The sequence below is a fragment of the Nisaea sp. genome (genome assembly GCF_965216895.1).
Lineage (GTDB): Bacteria > Pseudomonadota > Alphaproteobacteria > Thalassobaculales > Thalassobaculaceae > Nisaea.
Genome location: NZ_OZ244205.1, coordinates 1,872,425 through 1,891,995 on the forward strand (window position 1 = coordinate 1,872,425; position 19,571 = coordinate 1,891,995).

A 19,571-nucleotide genomic window follows, 5' to 3' on the forward strand; every position below is an offset into this window, starting at 1 on the left:
CCTCGTACCTCAAAAAGATCAGTTCGAAGGCGGGGCCAGTTCGAACGTACCAAGTTGCTCCCCGGTGGCCAGATCGAATACCAGAAGACGTATTTTCCGGCTGGGCATGTTCATCTGCAGGATCATGCGACCGCTGTCGAACTGCGCCGCGCCGAGTCGCCCACCCTCAGGGATCTCGACCTGCACCGTGCCGAACGGCGTCGCAACCGGCCGGGGGACCGGAGCGGGGGCAACAACCTCTTTCGCCGGAGCCTCAGTGGTGACCGTATTCCCGCCTCCGGCGAGCCGTGTTGCGATGGTGTAGGCGATCACGCCGAGACCGGCGAAGATCATGATTCCCATCACGACAACGGCGATTTTCGCAGGCAGCAGCCAGGAGGGCTCTGCCGGCTTCTGATTCTGATCGCTATCGGGTAGCTTCGCGGCCATGGATCCTGCTTCAGAGACACTTCAGATAGAGATCGCCTCCGGCGAGGCCGGGCAGAGCGACGAGACGACCGATCGCATAGACCGCTGGCTCGCCGGGCGTCTCGCGGAGATGCCCGATGTGCCGAAACTGTCCCGGAGTCGGTTGAAAAATCTCATCCTGGACGGCCGCGTCAGCGCCGGAGAGGCGACGATAACCGACCCCTCCGAGGCGGTCAAACCCGGCCGGATCTACCGCATCCAGGTACCGCCGCCGGAGCCGGCGGACCCGGAACCGGAAACCATCGCGCTGACCGTGGTTTATGAAGACGGGGACCTGATCGTGGTCGACAAGCCGGCCGGCATGGTGGTCCACCCGGCCCCTGGCAGTAGCGAGGGCACGCTGGTGAACGCCCTGCTCGCCCATTGCGGCGGCTCTCTCTCCGGGATCGGCGGGGTCAGGCGACCGGGGATCGTGCACCGCATCGACAAGGATACCAGTGGCCTGATGGTCGTCGCAAAGAGCGATGAGGCGCATCACGGTCTGGTCGTGCAGTTTGCCGCGCACACGATCGAGCGGCTCTACCGTGCGGTCGCCCGCGGCGTGCCGACGAAGTCAAAAGACCGTATCGAGGGCGCGATCGGACGCAGTCAGCGCAACCGCAAGAAGATGGCGGTCACCGCCAACGGCAAGCCGGCGGTCACGCATTACCGGGTTATCGAGCGCTTCGGGACCCGCGCGGCACTCGTCGAATGCCGTCTGGAGACCGGACGCACGCACCAGATCCGGGTCCACATGTCCCATATCGGCCATCCGCTGATCGGCGATCCACTCTATGGACGCGGGCACAAGGCGGGCGATCCGGACGCTGTGAAAGCGTTCAGACGGCAAGCCCTGCATGCCGCAGTTCTTGGCTTCGAGCACCCGGTCACGAAGGAACGATTGCGCTTCGAAAGCGCCCTGCCGGACGATATGGACGCACTGCTCGCCGGTTTGCGGCAGCCTGGCGAATAAGATTGTTTTCTCTTGGCGACCAATAGACCTCCAACGAGGCCTTAAAATCGCCATAGAGCAACACTACATAGTGTACTGGAGGGGGAAGACAGAAGGCGTATTGACGCGCACCCCCCTCGAACCGGTGGACAAACAACACGTCGCCGGAGACGTGACGAAGGGGAAAAAATGGCACAGGCGACACAGCTTCCGACGCTCACTGCTGAAGGCAATCTGACCCGGTATCTGCAGGAAATCCGTAAATTTCCGATGCTGAAGCCGGAAGAGGAATACATGCTCGCCAAGCGCTGGCGCGAACATGACGATTCCGAGGCCGCCCACAAGCTCGTCACCAGTCATCTCCGTCTCGTGGCGAAGATTGCCATGGGCTATCGCGGCTACGGGCTTCCCGTCGCCGAACTGATTTCCGAAGGCAATGTCGGCATGATGCAGGCGGTGAAACGCTTCGATCCGGAACGCGGATTCCGCCTTGCGACCTATGCGATGTGGTGGATCCGCGCCGCGATTCAGGAATATATCCTGCATTCCTGGTCGCTCGTGAAAATCGGCACCACGGCGGCGCAGAAGAAGCTGTTCTTCAACCTGCGCAAGCTGAAGGGCCAGATGCAGGCCATCGAGGAAGGCGATCTCTCTCCGGAACGGGTGACAGCGATCGCCGAAAAGCTCGACGTGCCCGAACAGGACGTCGTCAACATGAACCGGCGGCTGTCGGCTCCGGACCATTCCCTGAACGCGCCGCTGCGTGTCGAGGGCGAAGGCGAATGGCAGGACTGGCTGGTCGACGAGAACGAGAGCCAGGAAGACACTCTTGCCGAGAGCGAGGAACTGCAGCAGAGACGTGAGCTGCTCGCTGTGGGCATGGAGTCGCTCAACGAGCGCGAACGCCACATCCTGACGGAGCGCCGGCTCCTCGATAACCCGACCACGCTCGAGGATCTGAGCCAGGAATACGGCATCAGCCGGGAGCGGGTGCGTCAGATCGAGGTCCGCGCCTTCGAGAAACTGCAGAAGGCGATGCGCAACGCCGCCATCGAACAACGGCTGGAGAGCGCCTGAGCCGCAAATCCGGCGCCCTCAGCTTCCCTGATTGGCGTCCTCGGCCGGGTTGCCTGCACCTGCTTCGGAATCGTCGAGGGCTCCGGCCACGCCGGGGCCCCATTCCTCGACCAGTTCGCGCTGGCGCCGGCGCAGCCGGCCGATCCGCTGCTCGATCCGCATCGCGATCCCCATGGACACGATCCCCGGCGCGATCAGGTAGATGCACCAGCCGAGCCCCGCGGCGCCCAGCATGGTCAGCCAAGCGAAGGGGTCGGCCATGATGGCGAACGCCCGGTCATAGGAGTGCCCTTCCGACCAGAGCTGGGCGACGAACGGCAGGACGCCGACGAAATTCATGCAGCCGACGCAGAGGGTGGTGTATTTCTCCCGCCGGCGGTCAACGGCCATCGCGGCGAAGGTCGGCAGCATGCCGATGCCGAGCAAGAGCACCGTCGGCAGCGTGAACAGCATGAGCCCGCCGGCGATCGTAAAGACGATCACCTTCATCGAAGCGGCATTTGCCGAACCTGCTGCCATTACCAGTCCCGATAAGTCCCGATGCGGGTCAAACCCGCGACTCCAAACATCCGCGCCACGAGTTTATACCAAATAAAGGATCACGATAGCGGTGGTTCCGACGCTGCCGACAACGCCGGAGACCACGGCGGCGGCCTGCTCGCCGACCTCCGCCGCGAGACTGTCCTTGTTCTGCAGGTCGAGATTCATCTGCGCGATCTGAATCGCGCACTGGGTGAATTCCTGCTGCGCGCGCTGGTAGCCTTGCTGATCCCGCTGCTGCGCGCGCTGATCGTCGAAGATTTTCAGGATTTCTCCAAGCTGACCCGATTCCGACGCCTTCATCACGCTGTTCTCGACGGCGGTCCTCGCTTTCAGATTATGGAACGCGTTGACAGCGGGCTTCATCAGCTCGACGAACCAGTGACTGAGACCCGGCATCGGACCGTTGCGCGACAGGGTCTGGATCCGCGCAAGCAGACGGAGCACGTTGAGCGCATCGATGGCGGGACGCGTGTCGGAGGAATTGCCGAGCGGCCGTAACATGCGGTCGTCGATATCCGTAGACCTTGCACCGAGGAACGCCGCCAGGTGGCGGTCCATCGGGATCGGCGGGCGCCGGCTCTGCTGCGCCACGGCCTCCAGTGAGGGAATCACCTCAGCCGGATCGGTCACGTAGAGATGCTCGATCATCGGGCTCATGCAGTGGATGTCTTCGTTCAGCTCGTAGAGCACCCGCTCGATCCCGTATCCCGGCCCGGAACTGTTGAGCAGGGTCGGCAGCTTGTCGAACTTCGCGAACAGCCCGAGCAGGTCCTGCTTCGAACGGGTTTGCACAGACATCCAGGGACCGACGGAGCGGCTGGCGATGAAAGCCGCGACCTTCTGCCGGGTCGCCTCGTCGTTGAAATTGAGCGCCAGCGTCGGACCGACCCCGTCGATATGGGCCGAAAAACCCTTGTGCCGGATCGGCGCGGCAGGATCGAGGCCGATCGCGACCCGCGTGATCAGGCGCGGGTCCTCTTCCTTGGGCGCGCTCTGGATACCGTTCGGCCCGCCGGTGATCTTGTTGACCGACTCGACGACATTCTCGTTGCCGAGCGACCGGCGGAGCCAATTGTCGAAATCCTGTCCCCGGACCAGTTCCGCAGCCGTATTCCAGTTCCGTCCGATCGCATGCGCAACCGACCGCACGTTCTCGTAGGAACCGCCGCCGACCATCAGCGGGCGCGCCGCTTTCTGTGGCAGCTTGACCTGCTTCGGCGTCAGCCGGCGACCACCGAGCCAGAGTTCGACATCGCGGATCGTCCAGCGCTCGCGCGGTTCGTCGGTCAGCAGACCGCGCAGCACCTCGACCATGTTCATTTGCAGCCGGGTGCCACCGACGAGACAGGCATAGGAACCGAGATTGATGCGATCGAAGATCGCACGCTGCGGGTCCGGATCTTCCGGCAGCATCTTGCCGGTCACAAGGCTGAGAAGTGTCACACCGACCGAGAAGAGATCGTCCAGCACGCTGCCGTCTCCCCGCGCGGTGCGGTCCGCCATCGCGCTTTCGAGACTCTCGTACGCGTCCGACTGGAACAGCGCCGGAGGCGAACTGATGCATTCCCCGAGCATCACCGAGCGGCGGTTGGAGTCGCTGTAGAAAAGATTATTCGGGCGGATGTTGCGGTGGGTCACGCCACGCTGGGACATCTCCCGCAGGGTCGCGACGAGCGGCGTCAGGAAGCCCCGGGTCAACTGCTCGTCCGTAAAGGGCTCTATCGTATCGTCTTCGGAGGCGAAGACCCGTCCGCCGCGCGGCCGGTCCACGATCAGGACCGGCATCCGCCGACTGGTCAGAGTCCAGTTCACCACCCCATGGTCCTGGACCCGCATCAGGCTGTGATTCGGAAACCCCTTGAGGGCATTGATCGCCTCGACCCTGAGCGGATATTTCGGATCGCAGACCAGGGCGACATAGTCGGCCTTGTTGCCGCCGTCACGGCAGGCATAAGCCTTCGCCGTCGGCGAATCATAGTCGGGCAGAGGTTGGCCGGGATCGATATCGAACCGGTCGTTGACTGAGACCACGTCCGCCATTTTGGGCAGGCCCCTTCATGCAATAGCTTCTCCGGTTTCCCAAGCTTTCGCCGAGAATGCAAGAAAAAGCAGCGGACGAAGGGGGTTATCCGCCGGGACTACAGTTTTCCGTGAGCCCTCAACCGCGGAAGGGATCGTGCACCAGAATGGTGTCCTCGCGTTCCGGGCTGGTCGACAGCAGGGCCACCGGCGTCTCGATCAGTTCCTCGAGATAGCGGATATATTTGACCGCGTTTGCCGGCAAGTCGGCCCAGGAGCGCGCGCCGAAGGTGCTCTCCGACCAGCCCTCGACAGTCTCGTAGACCGGCGTCACGGCGGCCTGCGGGCCCGCGCCCGCCGGGAAATAGTCAATCCGCTCGCCGTTCAGCTCGTAGCCGACGCAGATCTTCAGTTCCTCGAAGCCGTCCAGCACGTCGAGCTTGGTCAGCGCGATGCCGTCGACGCCGGAAACCTTCAGGGCCTGACGGACCATCACGGCGTCGAACCAGCCGCAGCGGCGCTGACGCCCGGTCACGGTGCCGAATTCACGCCCACGCTCCCCGAGCCGCTGGCCGTTCTCGTCCATCAACTCCGTCGGGAACGGACCGGCGCCGACACGCGTGGTGTAGGCTTTCACCAGCCCGAGCACATAGCCGACATCCCGCGGACCGAGGCCGGAACCGGCCGCAGCCTGTCCGGCAACGGTGTTGGACGAGGTGACGAACGGATAGGTGCCGTGATCGACATCGAGCATGACGCCCTGCGCGCCCTCGAAGAGAATCCTCTTGTCGTTCGCGACAGCCGACTGCAGTTCGCGCCAGACCGGCCTCACGAACGGGAGCACCGTCCCGGAGATTTCACCGAGCTGCGCCAGCGTCTCTTCCGGGTCGACGAGCTCCTCGCCGGCGCCCTTCAGGAAGATGTTGTGATGCGCGATCAGTTCCCGGACCCGGATCGCGAGACAGTCCGGATCGGCGAGATCCGAAACCTTCACCGCGCGGCGGGCGACCTTGTCCTCGTAGGCCGGGCCGATACCGCGGCCGGTGGTGCCGATCTTGCCTTCGCCTTTGACCGCTTCGCGAGCCTGGTCGATGCGCCGGTGCACCGGCAGGATCAGCGAGGCATTGTCGGCGATCACGAGACTGTCGGTGGTGATCTTCACTCCGGCCTTGCCGAGCGTTTCGATCTCGCTCGCCAGCGCCCACGGGTCGATCACGACGCCGTTGCCGATCACCGAGAGCTTGCCGTCACGCACGACACCGGACGGCAAGAGGCTGAGCTTGTAGGTCTGGTTGCCGATGACGAGCGTATGGCCCGCATTGTGGCCGCCCTGGAAGCGCACGATCACATCGGCGCGCTTGGAGAGCCAGTCGACAATCTTGCCCTTGCCTTCGTCGCCCCACTGGGCGCCGATCACGGTGACGTTCTTCATGGTCTGTCTCGTCTTTCTCAAGTTCCGGCCGCGGGATCCGGCGGCCCGGGTTCAGAGCGCGACCGGCGCTCCGTCCTTCAGCAGGTGGGTACAGCCGAGGCGCGACGCTTCTAGCGCCGGATCGCCTTCCTTGTCCAATCCTGCGATGGTGATCCAGCCTTCCTGCCGGAGCTTCCGCGACGTCTCGGGGGACGTGCCGTAAGGCAGGTATATTCTTTCCGGGCGCGCCGGTTCAGGCAGGGCGCGCATCACGGTTTCCATGTAGAGCGTGAAGCCGGCGGATCTCAGTCCCTCGCCCCCGTCCACCCGGTAGCGGCCACCGCGCCCGAGCTCGCCGCGCACGCCGCGCGAGAACAAGCTGAAACCGTACCCGGTATAATACTCGAAACCGCGATTCTCCACCGGATCGATCGTCATGGCGAGATCCGGTTCGACCGACGCCACGCTCTCCGCGATCGCGCCGACCCTTTCGATCGCCGCCCGCGCGGGATCCGGCAGGGCGACTTTCTTCAGGTCGCCCAGCGCCTCCCGCCAGGCGTCCGTCGCATCCATCAGCTGCTTGAGGACAGGCGCCAGCGGTCCGGCAAGACGGCCGACTTCCGCCGCATGCTTGCGATCGATCGCGGTGCGAAGTGCGCGCAATGTATCGGGCGGAAGGTCCGCCCCTTCGAGCAGCACAGGAATTACCTGCGGCGCCGTCAGGTCGACAGAAAGGTTCTCGACGCCGATCGACCGCAGTGCCTCGACCGCCAGCAGGATCGGCTCGACATCCGCGGCGACGCTGTCGCCACCGAGCAGTTCGGCCCCGACCTGGACGAGCTCGCGTTCCGGGTTGAGCTGGTTGGCGGAGACCCGCAGCACCTCGCCCGCATAGCAGAGACGGAGGGGGCGCGGCTCGTCGCGCAGCCGGGTGGTGGCGATGCGGGCGATCTGCACCGTCATGTCGGCGCGCACCCCCATCATCTTCTGCGAGACGGGATCCATCAGGCGGAAGGTGCTGTTGCTCATCGCCGCGCCCGGCCCGGCGAACAGCGAGGTCTCGAACTCGACCAGAGGCGGCTTCACGAGGTCGTAGCCATGCGCCGCACACTCGGCAAGCAGCGCCCGGGTCACCTGCGCCTCATGCGCCGCATCCAGCGGCAGCACGTCGCGCAGCCCCGCGGGTAGCAGGGCGCGCCTGTTCAGTTCGCTCTCGCTATCTGGATGCGACACACGGTCTCTCCGGCGCTGATGGCTAAAAAAGCGCCTTGTCCTAGCGGTTTTGCGCAGCCGCTGCAACGGCTGTTTCCCCGGCGATCCGGCCGAGCGCGACCGCTGTCAGCAGACCGTTGCCGGAGAGGTAGCCGGAGATGTCCGGCCCGGAGACCCCGACCGCGGCCCCGCCGGCCGCCAGCAGGTTCGGAAAGGACGTTCCGTCGGTCCGGAGCACCCGCGCCTCCCGGTCGACCGCAAGGCCGCCCTGGGTGTGGAAAAGCGCGCCGGTCACGCGAACAGCATAGAACGGCGCCTCCAGCGCCGGCGTGCCGGACAAATCCCGACCGAACCGGTCTATGCCCTGGCCCGCGGTTTCGGCGATGGCGGCGGCGAGCCGGTCGGCCGGCACACCGATTTCCGCCGCCAGGGCCTCGACAGTCGGCGCCGATCTTGCCGCGCCGGCATTGACAGCATCCCGGTAATCCGGGAACTCGAGCCCGAGCGCATGCAGTCGGCCGTCATAGACATCGAAGGCCACGCCGTCCGGCTGCCTGAGCACATCCACAGCCTGCTCGCTGTAGCCCTGATGCTCGTTGGCGAACCGCTCTCCGTTCAGATTCACCTGGATGCCGCCTTCCATCATCAGCGCCCAGGTAACCAAGATCCGGTGCGGCGTGGCGAGCGAGGCATGTCCCTGACAGGCGGTAAGATCGCGCAGCTCCGCACCGAGCGCCTCGCCCCACAGCACGGCATCTCCGGTATTCCCCGCATGGCCGTGATATTCAGCCTCGGCCATGGCAGGAATGTTGGCGGCGACCATTTCCCGGTTCCCGCCATATCCGTTGCAGGCGAGGATCAGGCTGCCGCACCCGATCTGCTCCGCGCCGCCATCCGGTCGCTCGATCTCGACTCCGACGATCCGATCGTCCTCGTCGGTGAACAGGGTTGTCACGCGGGCGCCCGTCATTACCGGAATTCCCGCCGCCATCACCGCCTGCAACAGCCGCGTCAGGAGAGCCTCTCCGGTACGCTCCGGCACCGCGTGCATCCGGCGCCGGCTGTGCCCGGGATAAAGAAAGCCGTCCAGCACCTCGAACGGAATGCCGTGCTCGTCCTCCAGCCATTCCAGCGCCGGCCCGATGGCTTCGACGACCTCCGCCGCCACCTCGGGATCCGAGCGGTCATGGGACTTGCGCTGGATATCCTCGAGGAAGAGTCCGGGATCGTCATCGATCCCTTCATCCCGCTGCCAACGCGTCGCGGCCGCCGGAATGAAGCCGGAAGACATCGAGGTCGAACCCGACGGACTCTCGTCCCGCTCCAGCACCAGAGCTTCGCCCCCCGCATCCTGCACGGCGAGCGCCGCGGTGAGCCCACAGGCTCCGGCACCGACGATGATCGTCTCGACGAAGGCAGGGAATTCCTCTTCGTCCGCTGGAGCGACCCGGTTCATGGCTTCAGTCTCTCGACCGCGCCCGCGCAGGTCTCGATCTCCGCCACGCTCTTCAGCGCGGCGATGTTGGTTTCGTGCACCTCCGGTGAGAAGGCGGCGCAGCCATCGGAAAGCACGGTGACGTGGAAATCGCGGACATGGGCGTCGCGTACCGTCGAGGCGACGCCGCCGTTGGTGACAATCCCGCCGACAATCAAATGCTCGACCCCGGCCCGGTTCAGCACCCATTCGAGCCGGCTCATGTAGAAAGCGGAGAAGGCCACCTTCTCCACCTTGATATCGGCCGGTGCCAGGTCCGCGATCAGGTCCTGCCCGAAACTCCCCGGTGCGAAATCCCCCTTGGCGAGGAACGGCCGGAGCTGCTTCAAATGCGGCGAGATAAAGGGCTCGCCGCCCCTGCCCGGCACCAGGGTGAAATGGGTCGAGACGATCCAGCCGCCCACCGCCCGCATCGCACCGGCCACCGGTTTCAGCTTCGCCGGAAGCGCAGCGATCTCCGAGGCCTTTGCGCCGCCGCGGGCATAGGCGCCCTCGGGATGCAGGAAGTCGTTCTGCATATCGACCAGTAGCAGCGCGCTGGTCGCCGGATCGAAGGTGCCCGCCATCAGCCTTTCCTCGCGATCGTGAAATTACCGTAGCCGTCGACTTTTCCGGTCAGGTCGGGATCTACCAGAATCGTCGTGTCCGCCTGCTCCAGCACCGCCGGCCCCGGGATCTCGGCCCCGACCGGAAGCGAGAGCCGGTCATAGACCGGGCTGTCCCACCACTGGCCGTCGAACCAGATCTTCCTTTCGCCGGTGCAAGAGGCCGCGACCGACCCGCCCTCGGCCGGCGCCAGCAGCGCGAGGTCGAATTTCGGCCGCTTGCCGATGACGGCGACGCGCAGGTTCATCACCCGGATGCCGATGTCGTCGAGCAGGCTGCCGAAGGCGGACCTGTAGGCCGCCTCGAAGGCCGTGCGGATCTTCGTCGCGTCGAGCGCGGCCGCCCCGCCACTCATGGCGTCCGGCACCGGCACCGAGACCGTGTGGGTCTGGCCGAGATAGAGCATGTCGAACTCGACCGTGCGCTCGACACCCTCGAACGCCACGTTGGCGCCCGAGAGCAGGCCCTCGGCCTCCGCCACGATCTCGTCGACCGTCTTGTTGAGCGCCACAACGTCGAGCGCATCCAGTAGCGTGTTCAGGGTCTGCACGCGGTCGTGGCGCATGTCGGCGATGACACAGCCGAGCGCGCTGGTGACGCCCGGATAGCGCGGCACAAGCGCACGGGCGAGCCCGACTTCCTTGATCAGCGCGCCGGTATGGAGCGCGCCGCCGCCGCCGAACGGCATCGCGGTGAAACTTTTCGGATCGTGCCCGCGCTCGATCGAGACGAGACGGATCGCGCCCGCCATCTTGGCGTTGGCGACGCGGGCGATGGCTTCCGCTGCCTCCATCACCTCGATGCCGAGCGGTTCTGCCACATGAACCCGGATTGCTTCCTTCGCCGCCCCGACATCGAGCCGGGTGAGCTTGCCACCGATCGGACGCTCGGCGTTGATCCGCCCCATGACGACGTTGGCGTCGGTCACGGTCGGCCGATCGTTGCCGAGCCCGTAGCAAACCGGCCCCGGGTCGGAACCGGCACTTTCCGGTCCCACCTGCAGCAACCCGCCACGATCGACCGAAGCGATCGAGCCCCCGCCGGCGCCGATGGTGGTGATCTCGATCATCGGGGTGCGCACCACCATGCCGAAATCGATCGAGGTCTGGGCGCTGAGCGCGCTCTCCCCGTCCGCCACCAGCGAGACGTCGAAGCTGGTGCCGCCCATGTCGCAGGTGATGATGTTCGGCTCGCCGGCCGCCGCCGCGATATAGGCGCCCGCGATGACACCCGCCGCCGGTCCCGAGAGCGCAGTGCGCACCGGCAGTGCGCGCGCCACCTCGGCCGACATCACGCCGCCGTTCGACTGCACGATCAGCACCTGGCCGCCGAAGCCGCCTTCGCGAAGACCGTTCTCCAGGCGCTCGAGATAATTGCCGACCGGCGGCTGCAGATAGGCGTTGAGCGAGGCGGTGGAGCCGCGTTCGAACTCGCGGATTTCCGGCAGGATGACGCTGGAGGCCGTCACATGCGGGTTCGGCCAGACCTGCTTCACCGCCTCGAGCGCGATCTTCTCGTTCGCGTCGTTGGCATAGGCATTCACGAAGAAGACGCAGACAGACTCGGCGCCGCGTTCCAGCAGGGTCCTCGCCGCCGCCTTCACCTCCTCCGCGTCGACCGGCGTATGCACGGAGCCGTCCGCCAGCACGCGTTCGTCCACCTCGAGGCGGAGGTCGCGCGGCACGACCGGATCGAAGTTGCCCCAGAGGCCCCAGGTTTGCGGCCGGTCGCGGCGGCGCATCTCGAGCACGTCGCGGAAACCGGTCGTGGTGATCACGCCTGTGCGCGCACCGTTGCGCTCCAGCAGCGCGTTGGTGCCGACCGTGGTGCCATGCACGATGGTGCCGATGGCGCCGAGCGCGACACCGCCTTCGCCAATACCGCCGCGGATACCTTGCGACTGATCCGGCTTGGTCGAGGGCACCTTGGCAACGCCGCAGGTCCCCGCCGCCTCGTCGAGGAAGAAGAGATCGGTGAAAGTTCCGCCGACATCTACCCCGACGACGGTCTTCCGGCTCATGTCATTCATTGCGCAGACTCCGCGCGCAGGACCTCGGTAGCTGCGGCATCGACCGATCCGTCGGCCGCAACGATGGTGCGGTAGGTCGTCCTGGCTTCCTCGGTGCTGACATAGCCGAGGCGAACGTCCTCGGCGACCGCCGCCGGATCGCGCTCCAGCACGTCGCCATAACCGCCGCCGCCCGGCGTCTCCAGCCGGACCTTCTGGCCTTTCGCCAGCTTGATCCCGACCATCTTGGAGGCCATCGGCGGGGTGTGATCGCCGTCCGCCTGCTCGTAGGTGAACCTGTTCAGCGCCGCTTCGTCGCCGCCGACCACGCCTGAAGGCGCGAAGCGGCCGCGCTCGCCAAAGAGAAAGGCATCCGCCTTCTCCTCGAGCAGCTCGATCTCGTAGATCGCGCCGAGCCCGCCGCGATGGCGCCCGGCCCCGCCGCTGTCCGGACGCAGCGCCCACTGGGTGAAGCGCACCGGATAGGCGGCCTCGAGGATCTCCATCGGCGGGATCGTCGCGGTCGAGATCGGCGCATTGCCGTGGTTGAGGCCGTCGCCCTCCGGATGGCCGCCATGGCCGCCGCCAAAGAAGGAGAACATCACCCAGCGCCGGCCGTCACTGCGATGCCCGGCGAGCGAGAGGGCGTTGATTGTCCCGTAGGCGCAGCCATTGACCATTTCCGGTGCCGCCGCGCTGAGGGCGACGAAGACCGTGTCGATGATGCGGAGGATCGTCTCCGTGTAGCCGCCGACCGGCTTCGGCGCGGAGACGCTGAGCAGGCTGCCGTCGGGAATGACGAACTCGATCGGCGAGAGCACGCCCGCATTGGCCGGGACGTCCTTGAAGACGTGCTTCAGCGCCACGTAGCAGGAGGCGATTGCGGTCGAGCGGGAGATGTTCACCGGGCCGTCGCACGCGGGCGAGGTCCGGGAAAAGTCGAGCACCATCTTCTCGCCCTCGATGACGATGTCGAGGGCGATCCGCAGAGGTTCGTCCACGATGCCGTCATTGTCGAGGAAATCGTCCGCGGAATAGCGTCCGTCCGGCATGTCGCGGATCAGGCTGCGCATGAGCTGGCCCGCGCGGTCTCGCAGCTCCGTCATCGCGCCAGCGACGGTGCCGGCGCCATATTCGTCGAGCAGCGCATGCAGCCGCTCGTTGCCGAGGCGGAGCGCATTTATTTGACCGTTCAGGTCGCCGTAAAGGCTGCCCGGCAGGCGGGAATTGGCCTTCAGGATGTCGACCACGTCGGTTCGCATCTCGCCTTTGGCGAAGAGCTTTACCGGCGGGATCATCATCCCTTCCTGGAAGCTCTCGGTCGCGACCGGGTTGTAGTTGCCCGGCACGTTGCCGCCGACATCGTGCCAGTGCCCGACCGAGGCGAGGAAGCAGAACAGTTCGCCGTCGCGGTAGAAGGGCTGCACCAGCTTGAAGTCGGAAAGGTGGGTGCCGCCCTCGTAGGGATCGTTGAAGATGAAGACGTCACCTTCGGAAATCCCCTTGGCGCCGAACTTCTCTATCACCGCCTTCACCGCGAAGGACATGGCACCGACGAAGATCGGCAGGCCGGACTTGCCCTGCACCAGCGTCTCGCCGGTGGTCGCGTGGTAGAGGCCGTGCGAGGCGTCGTGCGCCTCGGCGATGATCGGGTTGAAGGCGCTGCGGAACAGGGTCGCGTCCATCTCGTCGGCGATCTGCTCCAGCCGGCCCTTCAGGACCGCGAGCGTGACCGGGTCAAGCTCGGCCATCAGGCGCCCTCCCCGTCATACTTGCGACCGGCCTCGAGAATGCCCGGCGTGCCGAGCAGTTCGTTCAGCTCCCTGAAATCCAGCATCCGGTCCTGGAACGGCTTGGTCGAGCCGTTCGCATGCAGGCTCTGGAAATACTCGGTAATGGTGACCGCAAGCGCGCGCATCAGTCCGCCCGGAAAGATCACGATATCGAACCCTGCGTCCTGCAGTTCCCCGGCAGTCATCGCCGGGGTCTTTCCGCCCTCGACCTGGTTGGCCAGCAGTGGAATATCGGAACCGAAACGCTTCACCACCTCGGCGATCTCCGCCTCGTCTCGCGGCGCTTCGACGAACAACACATCGGCGCCCGCGTCCTTGTAGGCAGTGGCACGCTCCAACGCCGCCTCGAACCCCTCGACCGCGATGGCGTCGGTACGGGCGACGATCTGGGTCGCCTCGTCACGGCGCGCATCGACGGCGGCGCGGATCTTGCCCGCCATTTCGGAGATCGAGACCAGGGCCTTGCCGTCGAGATGGCCGCAGCGTTTCGGCATCGCCTGATCCTCGATCTGGATCCCGGCGGCGCCGGAGCGCTCCAGCAGACGCACGGTCCGCTGCACGTTGAGCGCGTTGCCGAAACCGGTATCCGCATCGACGACCAGCGGCAGATCGACCCGCTCGGCGATGTGCGAGACCACATCGGCGACTTCCTCGAGCCCGAAGAGGCCGATATCCGGGCGTCCGAGGCGGGTATAGGCGATCGAGGCGCCGGAAACGTAGAGCGCCTCGAAGCCGGCATTCGCCGCCGCCATCGCGCTGAAGGCGTCGAACACGCCGGGCGCGACCAGGATTTCGGGTTGCTTCAGACGTTGTTTCAGGACGCTTGACGGCGTCATGCGTGTTTCTCCAGTCGTTGCTCGAGATAGGGAACGAGCCCGCCGGCCGCGACGATGCGGCGGAGATGCTCGGGAACGGGTTCGGCGGCAATCCGCGCGCCGGTCGTCTTGTTCGTGATCGTGCCGCTGGCCGGCTCGAGATCCAACTCGTGCCCGGCCTCGATTTCGTCCCCGGTGTCAGCGACCAGCGCCAGAAGGCCGAGATTGAAGGCGTTGCGATAGAAGATCCCGCCGAAGCTCTTGGCGATCACCGCTCTCACACCGAGCCGGACCAGAACCTCCGCCGCCTGCTCGCGGCTGGAGCCGATGCCGAAATTGCGCCCGGCGACGATGACGTCGCCCGGCTTGACCTGCTTGGCGAAGTCGAGATCGATGGCTTCGAGGCAATGGGCGGCCAGTTCCTCGATCGGACCTTTCATATAGGCGCCGGGGGCAAGCAGGTCGGTGTCAACATTATCGCCGTATTTCCAGACCCTGCTCATGTCCGGCTCTCCGCGAGGAAGGTCCGCGGATCGGCGACCCGCCCGCGTACCGCGGTCGCCGCCACGGTGTAGGGAGAACCGAGATATACCTTCGACGAACGCGCGCCCATGCGGCCCTTGAAGTTGCGGGCAGTGGAGGCCATGCAGGTCTCGCCTTCGGCCAGCACGCCAGCGCCGTACCCCGCGCAGGCGCCGCAGCCGGACGGCATCAGGATGGCCCCGGCTTCGGTCAGCCTGGCGAGGGTTCCGTCCGCGGCGGCAGCCGCCGTCACCCGGGTCGAGGCCGGGGCGATCAGCAGCCGTGTCGAACTCGCGACCTTGCGGCCGCCGAGCACTTCAGCGGCCATCCGGAGATCCTCCAGCTTCGCGCCGGTACAGGCGCCGATATAGCACTGGTCGATGGCGGTATCGTCCGCGTCCTCGACCGGCCCCGAATTGGCCGGGCTGTCCGGCGACGCGACCTGCGGGCCGAGTTCGGAGGCGTCGAAGCGATGGATCACACGGTAGGCCGCATCCTCGTCCCCGCGGTAGACCGTGCCCGTGCCGGGATCGGCGCCGGCGGCACGGATATAGTCCGATGTCGTGTCGTCGGCCGCGATCAGGCCGGCCTGTGCGCCAAGTTCGGCCGCCATGTTGGACATGGTCATGCGCTCGGTCATCGAAAGGCCGGCGATGGTGCTGCCGGTATATTCGACCGCCTGGTAGTCGCCGCCATCCATGCCGAGAGTGGCGCAGAGCTTCAGCATCATGTCCTTGGCGGACGAGCCTTGAGGCAGGCTGCCGGTCCAGTCGATACGGATCGTCTCGGGCACCCGGATCCAGGTCTCGCCGGTCACCAGCACGCCCGCCATGTCCGTCGCGCCGACGCCGAACATGTAGCAGCCGAAAGCACCGCCGGTCGGCGAATGGCTGTCGCCGCCGACCACGAACATGCCCGGCTTCAGATGCCCGCGCTCCGGCAACACGACATGGCAGATGCCCTGCTGGTCATAAAAACTCTCGATCTCCTGGTCCTTCACCCAGTCGCGGGTAAGCTTCAGGATCGCCGCGCTCTGCTGGTCGACGGCAGGCACGTAGTGGTCGGAGATCACGACCACCCTGCGATTGTCCCAGACCTTGACCCCGAGCCGTTCCAGCACAGGCTTCACCCGGCGCGGCCCGCCGCTGTCGTGGATCATCGCGAGATCGACCCTGCAGGTGACGATCTCGCCCGCACGGACGCTGTCCTGTCCGGCGGCGCGGGCGATGATCTTCTCCGCGAGCGTCATGCCCTTTGTCTGGCCCATGGGCTACATCCCCAGATAGGAGCGGCGCAGCTCCTCGTCGTTCATCAGATCCCTCGCCGCGCCCTCGACCGTGATCAGGCCGTTCTCCATCACATAGGCACGGTCGGCGATTTCCAGCGACTGCACGACGTTCTGCTCGACCAGAAAGACCGCAAGGCCTTCGGAGCGCAGTTTCTCGATCAACGCGAACATCTCCTCCACCAGCAATGGCGAGAGCCCGAGCGACGGCTCGTCGAGGATCAGCAGGCGCGGCTCCGCCATCAGTCCGCGGCCGATCGCCAGCATCTGCTGCTCGCCGCCGGAGAGCGTTCCGGCATATTGCCCGAAGCGCTCCTTCAGGCGCGGGAAGGTCTCGACCACATGTTCGACATTGCGCGCCCGGTTCGGCTTCGCGCGGCGGTAGGACCCGAGTTCGAGATTCTCCCGCACCGTCATGTTCGGAAAGACCCGCCTGCCTTCCGGCACCTGGATGAGACCGCGGTCGACGATCTCCTCCGTCGAGGCCCCGGCGATCTCGATCCCGTCGAAGCGGATGCTGCCTCCGAACGGCCGAAAGATGCCGGAGATATTGTTGTTCAGCGTCGACTTGCCGGCGCCATTGCTGCCGAGCAGCGCCACCAGCTCGCCCTCGCCGACCTTGAGCGAGACGCCATGCAGGACCTTGGCCTGGCCGTAGCCGGCGCGGACATCCTTGACCTCAAGCATCGGCACCTCCGACGGCCTTCATCCGTTCAGCCGCGCCATGCCCGAGATAGGCCTCGATCACGGCGGGATCGTGGGCGATTTCCGCCGGGCTGCCCTCGGCAATGATCTCGCCGTAGTTCAGCACATAGGCCCGGTCGGAGAGTTTCATGACGGCCTGCATGACGTGCTCGATCAGGAGGATGGTGACGCCGCTCTCGCGGATGCCCTGGATGATTCCGACGATCTCGAGGATCTCGGTCGCGTTGAGGCCCGCCATGACCTCGTCGAGCAGCAGCAGCTTCGGCTGCGTAGCCAGCGCCCGCGCCAGTTCGAGACGCTTGCGCCCGGCAACCGTGAGATCGCCCGCTGACTGGTCGAGCCGGTGGCCCATGCCGACACGTTCTGCGACCTCGCTCGCAAGGTCCAGCGCTTCGGCCCGGTTCGCGATCCGTGTATGGGCGCCGACGGCAATGTTCTCCCGCACGGTGAGTCCGGCAAAGGGCTTCACCACCTGGAAGGTCCGCACCATGCCGCGCAGGCAGATCTCGTGCGGCCGGCGCCCGGTGATGTTCTGTCCGTCAAGCATCACCGTTCCGTCATTCGGCTTCAGGAAACCGGCGATGGAGGCGAAGAGCGTGGTCTTGCCGGCGCCGTTCGGGCCGATCAGGGAGACGATCTCGCCCTTCTCGACGTGCAGGCTCGCGCCATTGACCGCAACGAGGCCGCCGAAACGCTTGGTGAGGGCGGAGACCTCAAGCATTGCCGTCCTCCTTCCGCGCGGAGAGCCGCTTCCAGATCATTTCGGCGAGGCCGACCAGGCCGCGCGGCATGTAGGCAAGGATCAGCACGAGGATGATACCGAAGAGGATCAGGTCGACACCCGGTCTGTCGCCGAGCATGGCACCGATCGTCTCCTTCGCGAACTCGCCGACGAGATGAATGAAGGCGGAGCCGAGCAGCGGGCCGATCACCGTGCCGAGCCCGCCGATAATCGCGGCGAACAGCGCCTCCACCGACTTGCCGGGCCCGTAGGCGATGCCAGGATCGACGAAGAGGAACTTCTGCACGTAGTAGATCCCGGCGAGCGAAGTCACCGCGGCCGAGAGGCAGATCGCGCCCATTTTCACCCGGAAAGCGTTGATGCCGAGCGCCTCGGCCGCATCCTCGTCCTCTCGCACCGCCTGAAGCTGGGCGCCGAAGCGGGAATGGTTCAGCCAGGCGGTGACGGCAAAACCGACCAGCAGGCAGAAGAGGATCAGGTAGTAATAGCCAGCTTCGGAAAGGAACGGTCCGGCGAAGGTGAACTGGAAGGTCTCCAGCGCTTTCTCCGGATCCTGGTTCAGCGCGAGCTGCACCCCGCGCCCGCCTTCCGTGACCGCGATCAGGGAACGGGCGAGCACATGGAAGGCTTCGGCGAAGGCGAGGGTCACCAGCGCGAAGTAGGACCCGCGCAACCCGTATCGGAAACTGAGAAAGCCGACGAAGGCACCGACCGAGACCGCACCCGCGATCGCGAACCAGAGCGTCACCCACGGACTCCAGCCGAGCTTGTATTGCAGCAGCGCCTGCAGATAGGCGGCGGTACCGAAGAACAGCGCGTGCCCGAAGGAATACTGCCCGCCATAGCCGCCGAGAATATTCCAGCCCTGGCCAAGCACGGCGGCAAAGAGCGTCAGCTCGATGAACTCCATCCAGCGCCCGGAACTGATGGCGAAGGGCGCCGCCAGCAGCGCCACGACCAGAACCGCCCAGAGGGTCCGCTGCGTGCCTGCGCCGATCATAGCCGTTGTCCGAAAAGGCCGGTCGGCCGGAAAAGAAGGATCAGGATGAAGATCGCCGAGATGGTGATCAGGCCGAGGCTCTCGCCGAGATAGAGCCTGCCGATCTGCTCGGTCACGCCGATGATCAGACCGCCGACGAGGGCACCGACGAAGCTGCCCATGCCGCCGAGCACGACGACGGTGAAAGCGATCAGAACGAAGAGATAGCCGACCTGCGGAAAGACGGCGTAGGTCGGCGCCAGCAGGCTGGCCGCCGCGGCGACGCAGGCGGTCCCGATGCCGAAGCTGACGGCGAAGATATGCTCCACATTGATTCCCATCAGCCGCGCCCCCTGCCGCTCCTTGGCCACGGCGCGGATCGCCTTGCCGGTGTCGGTGAACTGCATGAAGGCCCAAAGCGCGCCGGTGATCAGCAGCGAGCCGGCAAGCGCTGCGAGCTGCGGCCAGACGACGTAGACCACGCCGAGGTCGATCCCGTCGAAATCGTAGGGCACCTGTACATTGCGTTCGTTCGCCGAGAAGGCGAAGAGCGCGAAATTCTCCAGCACGATGGAAACCCCGAGGGTTGCCAGCAGGATGATCTCGTCACGCCCGTGGCTCGCCCGACCGATCACGCTGCGCTGCAGGAGGTAGCCGAAGCAGAATCCGCCCGGCACCACGATCAGCATGGCGAAATAAGGGTCGACCCCGAACGCGCTCCAGAGGAAGAAGACCGCATACATCGCGAGCATCAGGAGGCTGCCATGGGCGAAATTGATGATGTGCAGCACGCCGTAGATCAGCGTCAGGCCGAGCGCGACAAGCGCGTAGATCGCACCGAGAAAGACGCCGCTGATGGCGGAGCCGAAAACCGTCTCCAGAGAATAGGACGGCAGGCTGATACCGAGAAAATCCATTGGTGTCAGTCGCGTTAGGGCCGCGTTAAGCGGCGGGGACGGC

18 protein-coding genes are annotated in these 19,571 nt (G+C 65.7%); 2 read left to right on the top strand and 16 right to left on the bottom strand.

Going from position 1 to position 19,571, the window contains the following annotated elements:
• Positions 1-18 precede the first annotated feature (18 nt).
• Positions 19-429, bottom strand: a complete 411-nt coding sequence (locus ACOOE1_RS08980; protein WP_420406007.1) for a hypothetical protein — start codon at positions 427-429, stop codon at positions 19-21.
• Between ACOOE1_RS08980 and ACOOE1_RS08985 the strand changes: the two genes are divergently transcribed.
• Entirely contained in the window at positions 428-1,420 is a 993-nt protein-coding gene (locus ACOOE1_RS08985; protein WP_420406008.1) for an RluA family pseudouridine synthase, read from the top strand. The two genes, ACOOE1_RS08980 and ACOOE1_RS08985, sit on opposite strands and share 2 nt — an antisense overlap.
• A 168-nt stretch (positions 1,421-1,588) precedes the next feature.
• Positions 1,589-2,476, top strand: a complete 888-nt coding sequence (rpoH, locus tag ACOOE1_RS08990; protein WP_420406009.1) for an RNA polymerase sigma factor RpoH — start codon at positions 1,589-1,591, stop codon at positions 2,474-2,476.
• A gap of 18 nt (positions 2,477-2,494) precedes the next feature.
• On the opposite strand, the gene ACOOE1_RS08995 is transcribed toward rpoH, so the two are convergent.
• The 15 genes from ACOOE1_RS08995 to ACOOE1_RS09065 form a co-directional block, all read right to left on the bottom strand.
• Positions 2,495-2,995, bottom strand: a complete 501-nt coding sequence (locus tag ACOOE1_RS08995) for a hypothetical protein (protein WP_420406010.1) — start codon at positions 2,993-2,995, stop codon at positions 2,495-2,497.
• Positions 2,996-3,058: 63 nt separating this feature from the next.
• On the bottom strand, positions 3,059-5,059 hold the full coding sequence (locus ACOOE1_RS09000; RefSeq protein ID WP_420406011.1) for a hypothetical protein: 2,001 nt from the start codon (positions 5,057-5,059) through the stop codon (positions 3,059-3,061).
• A 118-nt stretch (positions 5,060-5,177) separates the two neighbouring features.
• Positions 5,178-6,470 (bottom strand): adenylosuccinate synthase, encoded by a 1,293-nt coding sequence (locus tag ACOOE1_RS09005; protein WP_420406012.1) that lies wholly within the window; start codon positions 6,468-6,470, stop codon positions 5,178-5,180.
• 51 nt (positions 6,471-6,521) lie between these two features.
• Positions 6,522-7,682 carry an ATP phosphoribosyltransferase regulatory subunit gene (locus ACOOE1_RS09010; RefSeq protein WP_420406013.1) on the bottom strand — a complete coding sequence of 387 codons (1,161 nt, stop codon included), beginning with the start codon at positions 7,680-7,682 and terminating at the stop codon, positions 6,522-6,524.
• Between the two features lie 40 nt (positions 7,683-7,722).
• Positions 7,723-9,117 (bottom strand): FAD-dependent oxidoreductase, encoded by a 1,395-nt coding sequence (locus tag ACOOE1_RS09015; protein WP_420406014.1) that lies wholly within the window; start codon positions 9,115-9,117, stop codon positions 7,723-7,725.
• The gene (locus ACOOE1_RS09020; protein ID WP_420406015.1) at positions 9,114-9,722 is read right to left on the bottom strand and encodes a cysteine hydrolase family protein; all 609 of its coding nucleotides are present in this window, start codon (positions 9,720-9,722) and stop codon (positions 9,114-9,116) included. Before ACOOE1_RS09020 ends, ACOOE1_RS09015 begins: the two co-directional genes overlap by 4 nt.
• Entirely contained in the window at positions 9,722-11,791 is a 2,070-nt protein-coding gene (locus tag ACOOE1_RS09025) for a hydantoinase/oxoprolinase family protein (RefSeq protein ID WP_420406016.1), read from the bottom strand. Before ACOOE1_RS09025 ends, ACOOE1_RS09020 begins: the two co-directional genes overlap by 1 nt.
• Positions 11,788-13,521 carry a hydantoinase B/oxoprolinase family protein gene (locus ACOOE1_RS09030; RefSeq protein ID WP_420406017.1) on the bottom strand — a complete coding sequence of 578 codons (1,734 nt, stop codon included), beginning with the start codon at positions 13,519-13,521 and terminating at the stop codon, positions 11,788-11,790. Before ACOOE1_RS09030 ends, ACOOE1_RS09025 begins: the two co-directional genes overlap by 4 nt.
• Entirely contained in the window at positions 13,521-14,399 is an 879-nt protein-coding gene (locus ACOOE1_RS09035) for an isocitrate lyase/PEP mutase family protein (protein WP_420406018.1), read from the bottom strand. Before ACOOE1_RS09035 ends, ACOOE1_RS09030 begins: the two co-directional genes overlap by 1 nt.
• A complete protein-coding gene (gene leuD, locus ACOOE1_RS09040; RefSeq protein ID WP_420406019.1) occupies positions 14,396-14,881 on the bottom strand; it encodes a 3-isopropylmalate dehydratase small subunit in 486 nt (161 codons plus the stop codon). The genes ACOOE1_RS09035 and leuD overlap by 4 nt, the downstream gene beginning before the upstream one ends.
• Positions 14,878-16,167, bottom strand: a complete 1,290-nt coding sequence (locus tag ACOOE1_RS09045) for a 3-isopropylmalate dehydratase large subunit (RefSeq protein WP_420406020.1) — start codon at positions 16,165-16,167, stop codon at positions 14,878-14,880. The genes leuD and ACOOE1_RS09045 overlap by 4 nt, the downstream gene beginning before the upstream one ends.
• Before the next feature lie 3 nt (positions 16,168-16,170).
• Positions 16,171-16,872 (bottom strand): ABC transporter ATP-binding protein, encoded by a 702-nt coding sequence (locus ACOOE1_RS09050; protein WP_420406021.1) that lies wholly within the window; start codon positions 16,870-16,872, stop codon positions 16,171-16,173.
• The gene (locus ACOOE1_RS09055) at positions 16,865-17,611 is read right to left on the bottom strand and encodes an ABC transporter ATP-binding protein (protein WP_420406022.1); all 747 of its coding nucleotides are present in this window, start codon (positions 17,609-17,611) and stop codon (positions 16,865-16,867) included. The genes ACOOE1_RS09050 and ACOOE1_RS09055 overlap by 8 nt, the downstream gene beginning before the upstream one ends.
• Positions 17,604-18,632: a branched-chain amino acid ABC transporter permease gene (locus ACOOE1_RS09060; RefSeq protein WP_420406023.1), complete on the bottom strand. Its 1,029-nt coding sequence runs from the start codon at positions 18,630-18,632 to the stop codon at positions 17,604-17,606. The genes ACOOE1_RS09055 and ACOOE1_RS09060 overlap by 8 nt, the downstream gene beginning before the upstream one ends.
• Positions 18,629-19,528: a branched-chain amino acid ABC transporter permease gene (locus tag ACOOE1_RS09065; RefSeq protein ID WP_420406024.1), complete on the bottom strand. Its 900-nt coding sequence runs from the start codon at positions 19,526-19,528 to the stop codon at positions 18,629-18,631. Before ACOOE1_RS09065 ends, ACOOE1_RS09060 begins: the two co-directional genes overlap by 4 nt.
• Positions 19,529-19,571: the final 43 nt, after the last annotated feature.

Coding starts and splice junctions, on each gene's coding strand:
- ACOOE1_RS08985 (WP_420406008.1), top strand. CDS start 428: ATGGATCCTGCTTCAGAGACACTTCAGATAGAGATCGCCTCCGGCGAG.
- rpoH (WP_420406009.1), top strand. CDS start 1,589: ATGGCACAGGCGACACAGCTTCCGACGCTCACTGCTGAAGGCAATCTG.
- ACOOE1_RS08980 (WP_420406007.1), bottom strand. CDS start 429: ATGGCCGCGAAGCTACCCGATAGCGATCAGAATCAGAAGCCGGCAGAG.
- ACOOE1_RS09050 (WP_420406021.1), bottom strand. CDS start 16,872: ATGCTTGAGGTCAAGGATGTCCGCGCCGGCTACGGCCAGGCCAAGGTC.
- leuD (WP_420406019.1), bottom strand. CDS start 14,881: ATGAGCAGGGTCTGGAAATACGGCGATAATGTTGACACCGACCTGCTT.
- ACOOE1_RS09055 (WP_420406022.1), bottom strand. CDS start 17,611: ATGCTTGAGGTCTCCGCCCTCACCAAGCGTTTCGGCGGCCTCGTTGCG.
- ACOOE1_RS09035 (WP_420406018.1), bottom strand. CDS start 14,399: ATGACGCCGTCAAGCGTCCTGAAACAACGTCTGAAGCAACCCGAAATC.
- ACOOE1_RS09005 (WP_420406012.1), bottom strand. CDS start 6,470: ATGAAGAACGTCACCGTGATCGGCGCCCAGTGGGGCGACGAAGGCAAG.
- ACOOE1_RS09065 (WP_420406024.1), bottom strand. CDS start 19,528: ATGGATTTTCTCGGTATCAGCCTGCCGTCCTATTCTCTGGAGACGGTT.
- ACOOE1_RS09060 (WP_420406023.1), bottom strand. CDS start 18,632: ATGATCGGCGCAGGCACGCAGCGGACCCTCTGGGCGGTTCTGGTCGTG.
- ACOOE1_RS09020 (WP_420406015.1), bottom strand. CDS start 9,722: ATGGCGGGCACCTTCGATCCGGCGACCAGCGCGCTGCTACTGGTCGAT.
- ACOOE1_RS08995 (WP_420406010.1), bottom strand. CDS start 2,995: ATGGCAGCAGGTTCGGCAAATGCCGCTTCGATGAAGGTGATCGTCTTT.
- ACOOE1_RS09015 (WP_420406014.1), bottom strand. CDS start 9,117: ATGAACCGGGTCGCTCCAGCGGACGAAGAGGAATTCCCTGCCTTCGTC.
- ACOOE1_RS09030 (WP_420406017.1), bottom strand. CDS start 13,521: ATGGCCGAGCTTGACCCGGTCACGCTCGCGGTCCTGAAGGGCCGGCTG.
- ACOOE1_RS09025 (WP_420406016.1), bottom strand. CDS start 11,791: ATGAATGACATGAGCCGGAAGACCGTCGTCGGGGTAGATGTCGGCGGA.
- ACOOE1_RS09045 (WP_420406020.1), bottom strand. CDS start 16,167: ATGGGCCAGACAAAGGGCATGACGCTCGCGGAGAAGATCATCGCCCGC.
- ACOOE1_RS09000 (WP_420406011.1), bottom strand. CDS start 5,059: ATGGCGGACGTGGTCTCAGTCAACGACCGGTTCGATATCGATCCCGGC.